The organism is Methylobacterium frigidaeris (assembly GCF_022179185.1).
GTDB classification, from domain to species: Bacteria; Pseudomonadota; Alphaproteobacteria; order Rhizobiales; family Beijerinckiaceae; genus Methylobacterium; species Methylobacterium frigidaeris.
The window spans coordinates 192,445-205,415 of the sequence record NZ_BPQJ01000002.1 but is presented as its reverse complement, the minus strand read 5'-3'; the positions used below and the strand labels follow the sequence as shown (position 1 = coordinate 205,415).

12 protein-coding genes are annotated in these 12,971 nt (G+C 71.6%); 5 read left to right on the top strand and 7 right to left on the bottom strand.

The genetic code is table 11. The features are described from left to right. Positions 1 to 84: 84 nt before the first annotated feature. The gene (locus tag MFF64_RS02870) at positions 85 to 1,113 is read right to left on the bottom strand and encodes a helix-turn-helix domain-containing protein (protein ID WP_238189490.1); all 1,029 of its coding nucleotides are present in this window, start codon (positions 1,111 to 1,113) and stop codon (positions 85 to 87) included. Between the two features lie 100 nt (positions 1,114 to 1,213). Beyond that, the gene (locus MFF64_RS02865; protein WP_099900475.1) at positions 1,214 to 2,095 is read right to left on the bottom strand and encodes a beta-keto acid cleavage family enzyme; all 882 of its coding nucleotides are present in this window, start codon (positions 2,093 to 2,095) and stop codon (positions 1,214 to 1,216) included. A gap of 111 nt (positions 2,096 to 2,206) precedes the next feature. Here MFF64_RS02865 and MFF64_RS02860 point away from each other — a divergent pair, with 111 nt between their 5' ends. After that, positions 2,207 to 3,157, top strand: coding sequence for an acetamidase/formamidase family protein (locus MFF64_RS02860; protein ID WP_238189488.1), 951 nt, complete (start codon positions 2,207 to 2,209; stop codon positions 3,155 to 3,157). Positions 3,158 to 3,161: 4 nt separating this feature from the next. Then, positions 3,162 to 3,806 carry a flavin reductase family protein gene (locus tag MFF64_RS02855; protein WP_099902181.1) on the top strand — a complete coding sequence of 215 codons (645 nt, stop codon included), beginning with the start codon at positions 3,162 to 3,164 and terminating at the stop codon, positions 3,804 to 3,806. Here MFF64_RS02855 and MFF64_RS02850 read toward each other — a convergent pair. Next, complete coding sequence (locus MFF64_RS02850) at positions 3,796 to 4,467, bottom strand: RraA family protein (RefSeq protein ID WP_099902183.1); 672 nt, start codon at positions 4,465 to 4,467, stop codon at positions 3,796 to 3,798. The two genes, MFF64_RS02855 and MFF64_RS02850, sit on opposite strands and share 11 nt — an antisense overlap. A gap of 159 nt (positions 4,468 to 4,626) precedes the next feature. On the opposite strand from MFF64_RS02850, the gene MFF64_RS02845 reads away from it, so the two are divergent. Continuing rightward, entirely contained in the window at positions 4,627 to 5,445 is an 819-nt protein-coding gene (locus tag MFF64_RS02845; RefSeq protein ID WP_238189486.1) for an SDR family NAD(P)-dependent oxidoreductase, read from the top strand. Continuing rightward, complete coding sequence (locus MFF64_RS02840; protein ID WP_099901658.1) at positions 5,442 to 6,221, top strand: 2-keto-4-pentenoate hydratase; 780 nt, start codon at positions 5,442 to 5,444, stop codon at positions 6,219 to 6,221. The genes MFF64_RS02845 and MFF64_RS02840 overlap by 4 nt, the downstream gene beginning before the upstream one ends. A 138-nt stretch (positions 6,222 to 6,359) precedes the next feature. On the opposite strand, the gene MFF64_RS02835 is transcribed toward MFF64_RS02840, so the two are convergent. Both MFF64_RS02835 and MFF64_RS02830 read right to left on the bottom strand, forming a co-directional pair. Then, positions 6,360 to 8,741 (bottom strand): methyl-accepting chemotaxis protein, encoded by a 2,382-nt coding sequence (locus MFF64_RS02835; RefSeq protein ID WP_238189484.1) that lies wholly within the window; start codon positions 8,739 to 8,741, stop codon positions 6,360 to 6,362. A 120-nt stretch (positions 8,742 to 8,861) separates the two neighbouring features. Then, positions 8,862 to 9,923 carry an SDR family oxidoreductase gene (locus MFF64_RS02830; RefSeq protein ID WP_099907193.1) on the bottom strand — a complete coding sequence of 354 codons (1,062 nt, stop codon included), beginning with the start codon at positions 9,921 to 9,923 and terminating at the stop codon, positions 8,862 to 8,864. A gap of 215 nt (positions 9,924 to 10,138) precedes the next feature. On the opposite strand from MFF64_RS02830, the gene MFF64_RS02825 reads away from it, so the two are divergent. After that, positions 10,139 to 12,052 (top strand): potassium transporter Kup, encoded by a 1,914-nt coding sequence (locus tag MFF64_RS02825; protein WP_238189608.1) that lies wholly within the window; start codon positions 10,139 to 10,141, stop codon positions 12,050 to 12,052. 21 nt (positions 12,053 to 12,073) lie between these two features. Here MFF64_RS02825 and MFF64_RS02820 read toward each other — a convergent pair whose 3' ends face one another. Continuing rightward, complete coding sequence (locus tag MFF64_RS02820; protein ID WP_099907191.1) at positions 12,074 to 12,466, bottom strand: VOC family protein; 393 nt, start codon at positions 12,464 to 12,466, stop codon at positions 12,074 to 12,076. Next, positions 12,463 to 12,909 carry a bleomycin resistance protein gene (locus MFF64_RS02815; protein WP_099907188.1) on the bottom strand — a complete coding sequence of 149 codons (447 nt, stop codon included), beginning with the start codon at positions 12,907 to 12,909 and terminating at the stop codon, positions 12,463 to 12,465. Before MFF64_RS02815 ends, MFF64_RS02820 begins: the two co-directional genes overlap by 4 nt. Positions 12,910 to 12,971 lie beyond the last annotated feature (62 nt).

Here is a 12,971-nt window from a genome sequence, read left to right as displayed (position 1 = left end):
TGAAGGAAGTCATGCCGGCTCGTGCAGCGGCGCGCCCGAGCTTCGCTGGCCGGCGATGCCTCACCGGGCGGTCGCCGGACGCGGTCACTCCGCGGCCGGCTGGTCGCGTCGCCCGGCCGTCTGCCGGGCCTGGCGCCGGGTTTCGGTGGGCGTGCAGCCGAATTGCCGGCGGTAGCGCTGACCGAAATCGCTCGCGTGGACGAAACCCCAGCGCCGGGCGAGTTCGGCGATCGGCACGTCGAGACTGCGGGTCTCGATCAGGTCCCTGTGCGCGCGCTCCAGGCGCCGGCCGATGATGAACTGGGTCGGCGACTGACCGACCTCCTTGTGGAAGGCGAGCTGGATGGTGCGCACGCTCACGCCGGCCACGGCGGCGATCTCGGCCAGCGTCAGCGGGGTCGTCAGGTTGGCTTCGACGTAGCTCAGGGCGAGCCGCAGGTAGCGGGGCGACAGGTCGGCGGGGCCGGCGACCTCGCGCGGCGACCGGGCGGGCCAGGCCGACAGCAGCTGGTAGCACATGATCTCCTCCAGCAACGGGAACAGGAGATCGCCGTGACGGCCCGCCGCGTGCATCCGGCGCTGGATCTGCATCACCGTGCAGGACAGGGCCTTCATGCTCAGGCTCTCGACCTCGGCGACCGGCTCGAGCATCGGCAGCGCGGCGGTCTCGTCGCCGATCAGCGCCCGCTGGGCGCGCAGGAGCGTCGCCACGAGGATCGTCGCGCTGACGGCGGAGAAGCCGGGCGCGGCTTCCATCTGGCGGATGCCGTCGAACCCGATCAGCGTCGCGAAACTCGGCGCGCCGAGGAAGTCGCCGGCCCGGTGACGGTAGAGGATGTGTCCGCCGGTCACGATCCGGACGGTGACTAGGTCGGCGTTGAACTTCGGCTGGCTGACGAAGCCGCTCGGCGCGTGCGTGTGCCACAGGGCGAGCCGGTCGTCCTGGCAGCCGCTGATGTGGATCTCCGGCGGGATCGCGCGCACGACGTCGAAGGAGACCGCGATGCCGCCGGTGTCGTTGAAGGACTGGAGCTGCTTGCGCGAACCGATCTGCGCCAGGAAACCGCTCTGGGGGCGCCAGACGCTCTCGTCACGGTGAGCTTGTGTCGTCATCGTGTCCGGTTGCAGGAATCAGGCGCGGCTTTCCGTGCGATCGAGGGCCGCCACGCTTGCCTGCCACGAGGTTTTCGCCGAATAAACCCCCCGGTGGTACTCAGGGTGTCGCATCCCGGGCCGCCAACTCCCGCCGCACCGCCTCCGCCCCCGCCAGCTGCCCCCCGGCCGCCTCGATCGCCCGCCGCGCCGCCTCGACCCAGGCGCGATTGCCCCGTGCGCTTCCCCACGGCGCGTCTTCCAGACCGACCCGGACGTGGCCCCCGCGGGCGACCGCCGCCGGCACCAGCGGCAGGATGTCGACGCCCAAGCCCGCCACCATCCAGGGCGCGCCGGGGGCGCACTCGGCGAGGAGCGCCAGATGCGCGTCGAGATAGGCCTCCCGCGGCGGAAAACCCCAGGCGAACTCGTCGGAGAACATGAAGCGGTAGACCGGCACCGGCGGGCGCGGTTCCAGCGCCGCGAGCGCCGCGCCGAGGCGGGTGAAGCCCGGCTCGTAGATGGCGTAGCCCGGGCGGATGCGGTGGGTGCGGGCGATGCGCAGGCCCTCGCGGATGTCGGCCATCGGGTTCTGGTACAGGAAGCCGCTGTCGTCGGCCGACACCTCGTCGTAGCGCAGGAAGGTGGTCGAGCCCGGATCGCACACCGCCCACTCGATCAGGCCGCGCCGGGCCAGTTCCTCGGTGTGGGCGTAGCGCTTCGCCGCGCTCGCGGCGTAGTCCGAGCCGGCCAGCGGGATCGTCGGGTAGACGATCACGTCGGCCTTCGCCCGGATGCCCTCGATGATGCGGGCATAGGTCTCCCAGGCGTCGTTCTGGCGCCCCGTCTCCGGATCGTAGGCGTGGACGTGGACGATCGCCGCCCCTTCGGCGGCCGCCGCGAGCCCGTCTGCCACCACCTCCGCGACCGTGATCGGGATGCCGGGCTGGCGCTCGCGCCCCCACGGCCCATTCAGGGCCGCCTCGATCCAGATCTCCGCCATGCATCCCTCCCGAATCTTGTTGCGGGCATCATGCGCCGGCTGCGCGCCGCTGTCTTCCGTGTCGGCTCGGCTCTTGCAGGCGGTGAAGGGCTAACGCTCCGGAAGGATCCCATGCCGACGCACCACGAGATCCCCGCCACGCCCGACACGATGGTGCTGGGCTACTTCGACGCCGCGCTGCCGCCGGTGCTGACGGTGGAATCCGGCGACACCGTCACGCTGCATTCCCACCCGGCCGGCGGACGCGCGACGCTCCATCCCGATCCGTCCCGCCACCCGGCCGATTACCTCGCCGCCCTCGATGCGCTCTCGCCCGGCATCGGCCCGCACTTCGTCACCGGGCCGGTCCATGTCCGCGGCGCGATGCCGGGGAACGTGCTGCAGGTCGACATCCTCGACCTCAAATTCCGGATGGATTGGGGGTTCGTCGCGATCCTGCCGCTGCTGGGCACGCTCCCGGACGAGTTCGAGGATTACGAGACCATCCACCCGGACATCGATGCCGAGCGCGGCGTCGCAGTGCTGCCCTGGGGCACGGAACTGCCGCTCGACCCGTTCTTCGGCATCCTCGCCACGTCCCCGCCGCCGGCCTGGGGCCGGGTGACCTCGCCGGTGCCGCGCCGCTTCGGCGGCAACATGGACAACAAGGAGCTGAAGACCGGCACCACCCTCTACCTCCCGGTCTTCACGGAAGGGGCAGGGTTCTATGCCGGCGACGGCCACGGCGTGCAGGGCGACGGCGAGGTCTGCATCACGGCGCTCGAGACCGGCCTGACCGGCACGTTCCGGCTGACCCTGCGCAAGGACCTCGCCTATGACTGGCCCTTTGCCGAGACGCCGACCGACCTGATGGCGATCGGCCTGCACGAGAGCCTGGACGAGGCGATGCGCCAAGCCGTGCGCGAGATGATCCGCCACGTCTCCGCCCGCACCGGGCTCACCCGCAACCAGGCCTACATGCTGTGCTCGCTCGCCGGCAACCTGCGCATCACCCAGACGGTCGACGGCAACAAGGGCGTGCACATGCTGCTGCCGAAAAGCGCGCTTCCCGGAGCCCGATGACCGCATGGACCTCCGCTTCGACGAGCTGGCGCCCCGCGACCGCTACCGCCTGCTCACCGCCCTCGTGACCCCGCGGCCGATCGCCCTCGTGACCACGCGCTCGGCCTCCGGCACCGACAATGCGGCGCCGGTCAGCTTCTTCCAGGTCCTGGCCGAGGAGCCGCCGATCGTCGCCTTGAGCTTCAACCTGCGCTCGGACGGCACCCTGAAGGATACGCCGCGCAACATCGCCGAGACGGGCGAGTTCGTGGTCAACCTCGTCGACGAGGCTCTGGTCCCGGCGATGACCGTCTGCGCTGCCGAGTTCCCCCACGCCGAGAGCGAGATCCCGGCGGCGGGGCTGACGCTCCTGCCCTGCACCGGCGTGCTGCCTGGGCGGATCGCCGAGGCGCCGGCGAGCCTCGGCTGCCGCACCCACACCGTCATCGACCTCTCGCCCGAGCGCCGGATCGTGCTCGGGCAGGTGGTGTCGCTGCAGGCGAGAGACGACCTCTTCACCCCGGACGGGCGCCACCTGCGCGACGGCGCGTTCCTGCCGGTGGGCCGGCTCTACGGCGACCTCTACGCCCGCACCGGCGACCGCTTCGCGGTGCCCCGGGTCACGCCCGAGGAGGCCAAGGGAGAGAGGCCAAGGGCCGTTAGCCCCTGACCGCGTCCGGCACCCCGAACACTGCGAGCGTGCTCTCCCCGGCGGAGAGCCGCTTCTCCCAGCCGATCTCGGCCTGGGCCCGCTCCTCGGCCTTGGCGATCAGGCCTTCCGCCGCCTCGCGCGGGATCACCACGACGCCGTCATCGTCGCCGAGGATCAGGTCGCGGGGGCGGACCGGCGCGCCGCCGATCGTGACGGGAGCGTCGACGGTGCCGCCATCCTTCGAGGCCGGGCCCCGGGCCGTGACGTGGCGGGTGAAGACCGCGAAGTCGCCCCAGCCGCCGAGGATGCCGGTGTCGCGCACCGCGCCGTCGGCCACGAGGCCGACGATGCCCTTGCGTCGCGCGGCCGTCGAGAGCAGGTCGCCGATCATCGCGACGTCGCTGCGGCCGCCGGCATCGATCACCACCACGTCGCCGGCTTGCGCCACCGCGATGGCGTGGTGCACGGCGCCGTAATCCTTCGGGTCGCACAGGGCGGTGACCGCGCTGCCGAGCAGCGTCGGGCCTCCGGCGATGCGCCGCAGCGGCCGGATCGCCGGATCGACCTGGGTGCGGCCCTCCAGCAGGTCGACCACCACCGCCACCGGCACGGTGGCGAACCGCTCGATCAGGTCGGGTGACAGGCGGGGCGGTGTCTCGGCGATGATGCGGGTCGGCATGGCGTCTCCTCGTCGGGTCGGCCGTCTTCGCTTTGCGGCCGGTCTCCGATCTCTATAGGCTGCCCCTCCGCGCGCCGACAGGCGCGTGGCAAGCATGAATCCAACGCGCCGACAGGCGCGAACGAAGAAGGGCCCCGCGGGGACCCAGGGAGGAACGGCATGGCGGAGGGCGGGAGCGCCCCGGGCTCGCGGCGGCTCGAGGGCAAGGTGGCTTTGCTGTTCGGCGCCGGCTCGGCGGGCCCGGGCTGGGGCAACGGCAAGGCTGCGGCGGTGACCTTCGCGCGCCATGGCGCCCGGGTGGTCTGCGTCGACGTGCGGCGCGAGGCGGCCGAAGAGACCGCCGAGATCATCCGGCGCGAGGACGGCGCCGCCACGGCCGCGTCGTGCGACGCCACCGATTCGGCCGCGGTCGCGGCCCTCGTCGCCGAGGTGATGGCGGCGCAGGGGCGCATCGACGTGCTGCACAACAATGTCGGCTACGCCCAGATGGGCGGACCGGTCGAGCTGAGCGAGGCCGACTGGCACCGCACCCTCGACCTGAATCTCACCACCTGCTTCCTCACCTGCAAGCACGTGCTGCCGCACATGCTGGCGCAGCGGGCGGGCAGCATCGTCAACATCTCGTCGGCGGCGGCGATCCGCTACACCGGCTATCCCTACGCCGCCTACTACGCCGCCAAGGCCGCGGTGAACAACTTCACCCTGGGGCTGGCGCTGCAATACGCCAAGGACGGCATCCGGGTGAACGCGATCATGCCGGGGCTGATGAACACGCCGCTCATCCACCAGCAGATCTCCGGCCAGTACCAGGACCCGGACGAGATGGTGCGGGCCCGCGACGCCGCCTGCCCGATGGGCCGGATGGGCACCGCCTGGGACGTCGCCAACGCGGCGCTCTTCCTCGCCTCCGACGAGGCCGCCTACATCACCGGCGTGGCGCTCCCCGTCGATGGCGGCCTGACCGGGAGGGTCGCGTGAGCCTGCAAGCCGCCGCCGACCTTCTCTGGCGCCACTGGCGCGAGGGCCGCCTGCTCGCCGCCCTGCCGCCGGACCTCGCGCCCGCCGACCGGGCGGAGGCCTACCGGATCCAGGCGCTCTTGGAGCCGCACAGCGCCGCTCCCCTGTATGGCTGGAAGATCGCCGCCACGAGCCTCGCCGGCCAGCGCCATATCGGCGCCGACGGGCCGCTCGCCGGGCGGCTCCTCGCCGAGCAGGTCCTGGCGGTGGACGCGGAGGTGCCGCTTGCCGGCAACCAGATGCGGGTGGCCGAGCCCGAGGTGGCGTTCCGGATGGGCCGCGACCTGCCGCCCCGAGCGCAGGCCTACATCGTCGACGAGGTGATGGCGGCGGTGGCCGATGCCCATCCGGCGATCGAGTTCCCGGATTCGCGGCTCACGGCCTTCGAGAGGGCCGGCGAGGCGGCCCTGATCGCCGACAACGCCTGCGCTCACCTCTTCGTCCTCGGCCCCCCGGCGCCCGAGGGCTGGCGCGCCATCGACCTCGCCGCCATGCCGACCCGGATCACCGCGGAGGGGAGGGAGCCCCACCAGGGCCGCGGCGGCAACGCCCTCGACGACCCGCGCCTCGCGCTGACCTGGCTCGCCAACGCGCTCTCCGCGCAAGGGCTGACCCTGCGCAAGGGGCAGGTCGTGACCACCGGCACCACCACGGTGCCGTTGCCGGTCGAGCCGGGGGACGTGGTGCGGGCGGAGTTGGGGGGATTGGGCGCGCTGACGGTGCGGGTCGGCGCCTGATCCTGCTCCGCAAGGGCGTTTTTTCGGTCTCGCAGTCGGGGCCTGCGATTCCGTGCCGACATGCAGTGAGGGGGCGGACGGGTCTGCCCCCGTCCGCCCCCTTCGTTTGCTTTCGCTTCCGACCGGAACGGTCGGGGCTCAGGCCGCCTTCACCCCCTTCAGGAACACCGCCACCTCGCGCTCGAGATCCGCGGCGTAGCGGCCGAGCCGGTCGGCGGCGCCGAGCACCTCGGCGGCGGCGGCGCCCGTGCTGCCGGCCTCGCGCTGCACCGCCACGATGCCCGTCGTCACCACCTGCGTCCCCTGCGCCGCGTGCTGGACGTTGCGGGCGATCTCCTGGGTCGCCGAGCCCTGCTGGTCGACGGCGCCGGCCACGCCCTCGGCGATCTCCGACATCCGCTCGATCACCCCGGAGATGTCCCGGATCGCCTGCACGACGCCGCCGGTGGTCTCCTGGATGTGGCCGATCTGCTGGGCGATCTCGGCGGTGGCGCGGCTCGTCTGGCTCGCCAGGTCCTTGACCTCCGCCGCCACCACCGCGAAGCCGCGCCCCGCCTCGCCGGCCCGCGCCGCCTCGATCGTGGCGTTGAGGGCCAGCAGGTTGGTCTGGCTGGCGATCGAGGAGATGAGGGCCACGATGTCGCCGATCTGGTCGGCAGACTTCACCAGCCGCTGCACCGTCTCGTCGGTCCGGCGAGCTTGGTCGACCGCGTCGCGGGCGATGTCCGATGACTGGGCCACCTGGGCGGCGATGCCGTCGATCGAGACCGAGAGCTCCTCGCTCGCCGCCGCCACCATCTGGACGTTGGCGAGCGTCTGCTCGGCGGCGCCCGCCACCTCGGCCGAACGACCGTTGGTGGTCTCGGCGGCCTGGGTCATCGCCCGGGCGGTCGCCTCCATCCCGGCGGCGGCCTCGCCCAGGGTCTCGGTCATCGCCACGACGTTGGCCTCGAAGGAGCGGGTCACGGTCTCGAGGCGCTCCGCCCGCTCGGCCTTGGCGGCGGCCTCGGCCGCGGCCGCCCGGTCGGCCTCGTCCTTGGCGAGCAGGGCCTCGCGGAACACCCGCACGGTGCCCGCCATGGCGCCGATCTCGTCGCGGCGCCCTTGCGCCGGAACCTCGGTAGCGAGATCGCCACCGGCCAGTGCCCGCATGGCGCCCGAGAGCTGGTCGATCGGCCGGGTGATGCCGCGCCCGATCAGCAGGGCGAGTGCCGCTCCGATGGCGCAGGCGAGACCGACGCCGCCGGCGAGCAGCCAGAGCGCCCGGTCGCGCTCGGCGCCGAGCTGGGCGAGCTCGCCCGCGCCGATGCCCTGCGCGGCCGAGACCAGCTCGGCCGAGCGCCGGTCGAGATCGGCGAAGATCTTCCCTTGCGCCTCGTTCGCCTTCACGATGTCCGGGATGCTGTCCTTGAACTCGCGCACCTTGGCGTTCAGGGCGCGCAGCACGGCTTGAGCGGCGGCGTCGATGTCGCCGTACAGGATCGTCTCGCCCTGCTCGATCAGCTCGGCGGCGGTCGCGTCGAGGGCCGGGGCGGCGTCGGCGTCGCCGGCCAGGATCAGGCGCTGCTCCAGTATCTGCGCCTCCTTGGCCGCGTTGATCGCCTTGCCGCTGGCGACGAGCAGGCTCGTGCCCGAGGCGACCCGGTCCTGCTGCTGGCGCAACGTCACCTGGGCGGCGGTCTGGGCGTTGTTCTGCGCCTGCTCGACCTGGCGCAGGCCCACGATCAGGCTGCCGAACAGCGGCGCGAGCTCCTCGCCGCGACCAGCCTTCCCGCCGGGCCCGATCGGCTCCTCGATCTTGACGCGATACTCCTCGAGCGCCGTCAGCGCAGGCTCGATCGTCTCGAGCGAGGTCATGGCACCGAGGCGGCGCAGCAGCACGGCGACGGAATTCACCTTCGACTGCATCTCCAGTTTGCCGTCGTCGCCGTCGGCTGCCAGGAAGCCGACCTGCAGCACCTGCATCTCGAGCGCCGAGCGGATCGCGAAGGCCACCACCACGGCGGTGTTGGTGGCGGTCTTCTGATCGGCGAGGGCCTTCTCGAGAGCCTGGCCGGCCTCGGCGAGCTGCCGCTCCTGCGCCGCGCCGATGCCGGTCACATTCGTCTGCAACTCGGCGATCAGGGCGGCGTGGCGGTCCTGGAGCGTCCGCGTCGTCGCCTTCTGCGTGCCGAAGGCTTTCACGGCCGCCTCGAACCCATCGAGGGCGCCGACGATGCCGGCCGCCGAGGCGGCAGCCTGCGGATCGTCCGCGAGGCGGCCCGAGAAGGCGCCGGCGCTGGCCCGCACCCGCCCGATCGCCGCCTTGAGCGCCTCGTCCCGGCGCGCATCGTCGCTCTTGAGGGCGCGGTCGGTGGCGAGGGCGAGATCGCCGATCTCGCCCGCCAGCAGCTGCGCCGCATTGGCCGTATCGACCCGCCGGGCGAAGCCCGTCAGGCTGTGCCACCCGATCGCCGCAACCGCGACCGTCAGCAGGAGGATGAGACCGAACCCCCCGAATACGCGCGCCCTGATGGACATTCTCTCGTATCTCCTCACCGTAAGCACGATAACGGCGAGATCTGAAGCAATTCCTACTATATTGCGGCAACCCGCGGTTGAGCCGGCCGGTTTGTGCTTTGTGAGCCCCAGCCCGGCTCATCACGGAATCAGCCGGTCGGCGCGCAGGCGCGCGAACAGGTCGGTGAAGGCGTCCTCGGTGGGCTGGTAATCGAGGAAGCCGAGGCGGCGGCTCTTGCTCATGTCGGTGACGACCTCGATCGGCCGGCCGAGATCGGCATCGGTGTGCCAGGCCGAGGCGAGGCGGTTCAGGTCCGGCTCGGCGAGACCGTGCCTCTTCGCGATCTCGGCCCAGAGCGGGGCGTCGCCGGCCATCTGCTCTTCCAGCGGCCGCATCGTGCCGTCGAAGGGCGCCGGTGCGAGGCCGAACCAGGCGGCGAGGCGCCCCCACATCCAGCTCCAGCGGAAGACGTCGCCGTTCACCACGTTGAAGTCCTGGTTTGCCGCCTGGGGCGCGGTGGAGGCCCAGAGCAGGTGGCGGGCGAGCAGCCGCGCATCGGTCATGTCGGTGAGCCCGTTCCACTGGGTGGGCGAGCCCGGGAAGCGGAAAGGCCGGCCGGTCTCGCGGCAGAGCGTGGCGTAGACCGCCAGCGTGGTGCCCATGTTCATCGCGTTGCCGACCGCCTTGCCGATGATCGTGTGCGGGCGGTGCACGCTCCACGTGAACCCATCGCGCTTGGCCGCCGCGAAGACCTCGTCCTCCTGCGCGTAGTAGAAGTTCTCGACCGGCAGACGTCCCTGCTCCTCGCGGAACGGGGTCTGGGGCACCGCCCCCTTCCCGTAGGCCTCGAACGGCCCGAGATAATGCTTCAGGCCCGTCACCAGCGCGACGTGGCGCACGCTGCCGGCCGGGCGCAGCGCGTCGAGGAGGTTGCGTACCATCGCGCCGTTGACCCGGATCATCTCGGCCTCGGTCGGCCGGCGCATCCAGGTCGACAGCACCACCCGGGTCGGCCGGTGCGGGGTGAGCGCGGCCTTGAGGCCGTCGGCGTCCTGCAGGTCGGCGGCGACCGGCACGACCCCGGGCTGCGCCGGCGGGGTGCGGGCGAGCCCCAGCACCGTCCAGCCGGCCTCTCCCATCACCGCCGCCGCGGCACTGCCGACGATGCCGCTCGCGCCGACGATCAGCACGGTCTCCGTCATCTGCCAGGTCCCTTCGTTAGCTCTTGTCCGACGGGACAACGCCGGCGCGCGCGCGGGTTCCCGTGCGGCCAGCCATGCCGTTGCGGCATAGGTTCTTCGTCCTAAGCCCTGAGCCGGGCGGAGCCCGACGGGGAGATCCGCGTTCCTAGACGCGGCAGCGGGGCCGGGAGCGCCCGGGCGTGCCGGCGGAGGCGCCCGTGGGTCAGCTCGCGACGGTGGACGAGGACACGTCATCGCAGGCATCCGCGCAGGAGCCGGCGCGGCGGCTGAAGCCTGCCCTGCTGCTGGGCGCCCTCGGGGTCGTCTACGGCGATATCGGCACCAGCCCGCTCTATGCCTTCAAGGAGGCGGTGCGGGCGGCCGGTCATGGCCAGGCCGAGCCCGCCGCGGTGCTCGGCGCGGTGTCGCTGATCCTGTGGGCGCTCATCATCGTCGTCTCGCTCAAGTATGCGGTGCTGATCCTGCGGGCCGACAACCACGGCGAGGGCGGCATCGTGGCGATGCTGGCGCTGCTCGGTGCCCGCCACGCCGAGCCGCGCAGCTGGGCCGGCCTCCTCCTCATCGTCGGGCTGATCGGCGCCGCGCTCCTCTACGGCGACGGGGCGATCACCCCAGCGATCTCGGTGCTCAGCGCCGTCGAGGGCCTGAAGGTCGAGGCGCCCGGCCTCGCCCGCGCGGTGGTGCCGATCACCCTGGTGATCCTGATCGGGCTGTTCCTGATCCAGAGCAAGGGCGCGGCCTTCATCGGGCGGATCTTCGGGCCGGTGATGCTGGTGTGGTTCTGCGTCCTGGCGCTGCTCGGCTTGGGGGGCATCCTGCAGTCGCCGCAGATCCTCAATGCCCTCAACCCGTTGAAGGCGGTCGACTTCCTCACCCATGCGGGCTGGCAGATCAGCTTCGCGATGCTCGGCGCGGCCTTCCTGGCGGTGACCGGCGGCGAGGCGATGTACGCCGATCTCGGCCATTTCGGCGCCCGGCCGATCCGGCTCGCCTGGTTCGGCCTGGTGCTGCCGGCTCTGGTCATCAACTATTTCGGTCAGGGCGCGGTGCTGCTCGCCGAGCCCGACGCGATCGAGAACCCGTTCTACCGCCTCAGCCCCGACTGGGCGCATTACCCGCTGATCGGCCTCGCGACGGTCGCCACCGTCATCGCCTCGCAGGCGATCATCTCGGGGGTGTTCTCGCTGACCCAGCAGGCGGTCCAGCTCGGCTTCCTGCCCTACATCCGCATCATCCACACCGCCCGCGACGAGCGCGGCCAGATCTACGTGCCGATCGTCAACTGGCTGCTCGCCGCCGCCACCTTGAGCGCCGTCCTGATCTTCGAGACCTCGGACGCGCTCGCCGGCGCCTACGGCATCGCGGTCTCGCTGCTGATGGCGATCACCACCTTGCTCGCCGGCCTGATCGCCCGGCGCTGGGGCTACAACCTGATCCTCGTCCTCCTGGTCAACGGGCTGTTCCTGGGGATCGACCTCGTGTTCCTGTCGGCCAACAGCGTGAAGGTGCTCGAGGGCGGCTGGTATCCCCTGGTGCTCACCGCGATCGTCGCCGTGACGATGCTGACCTGGCTCCAGGGCACCCGGCTGATCGAGGCCTACCGGGTCGGCGCCCGCCAGGACGAGGCGGTGTTCCTGGCGTCCTTGCGCGACGACCCGCCGATCCGCCTGCCCGGTGCGGCGGCCTTCCTGTCGGCGGCCACCAAGGGCATCCCGCTCCACATGACCCGCTTCCTGGAGCGCAGCCACGCCCTGCCGTCCCGCTGCACCATCGTCACTGCCCTCTACGAGGAGATGCCGGTGGTGCCGGAAGCCGAGCGCGCCGAGGTGATCCGCATCGCCCCCGATCTCTACCGCGTGACGCTCCGCTACGGCTTCATGGAGGACGCCTCGATCCCGCAGGGGCTCGCTTGCGCGGTGGCCCATCGCGGGTTGCCGGCCGACTTCGTCGAGGACGTGACGGTCTTCGTCGGCCACGAGACGATCATCCCGAAGCGCAATCATCAGGGCATGGCGGCGTGGCGCGAGACCCTGTTCGCCTTCATGATGCGCAACGGCGAGCGCACCGGCGCCTTCTTCTGCGTGCCGACCCGGCAGGTGATGGAGGTGGGAACGGAGATCGAGATCTGACGACCGCCAGCGCGCCTTCCCTCAGCCGATGAGATTGCTCACCTCGACCAGGTTCTCGTCGGGATCGTAGAAGTAGACCGACAGGATCCGGCCGGTCGCGCCCGTGCGCTCGATCGGCCCTTCAACGATCGCGACGCCCTCCCGCGTCAGGTGGGCGACGACCTCAACGAGCGGCGTATCGGTCAGCAGGCAGAAATCCCCGGAGCCGCGGCTCGGGCGGCGGGTCTGCGGATCGACGCTCGCATGCAGCTGCTGGAGGTTGATCTTCTGGGACCCGAAATGCAACGCCCAGCGCTTGGGCGCGATCTCGCGCGCCTCAAGGCCGAGGGTGCGTCGGTAGAACGCCACCGTCGCGTCGATGTCGAGAACGACCAGCACGAAGTGGTCAATGGCGCGGATGCGGACCGGAGTCATGATCCCTTCCCGACCACTGCCCGCTCGCCCAGTTTCGCCCCGAGGCGCAGCAGGTAGCCGTCCGGATCCTGCACCAGGAACTGGCGCTGCCCGACCTCGACGTCGCCGGCTCGATACCACGCATCCTCGACCGCCATGAACAGCGGCCACCCGGCTGCCTCCAGCCGCGCCAGGGCCGGCTCCACCGCCGCGACCTCGATCTGGAAATTGATGCCGCGACCGAACGGCCGCTCCATCGGTCCGGTCAGCCAGTGACGGGCGGAGGGGTTGTACTGGTCCAGCATCACCTGCGCCCCGCCGAGGTCGAGATAGGCGAAGCCGTTCTCCGGCCGGTCGTAGGCGATCCGGAAGCCGATCAGGCCGATCCAGAACCGCAGGCTCAGCCCGAGGTCGGCGACCACGAGTTCCGGAACCAGCTTCGCGCGCGTCAGCGTGATCGTCATGCCCGTCTCCGATCCCCCGCCCGCTTCCGGCCCAGTTGACCTTATGCTGCCGATCCGTGACG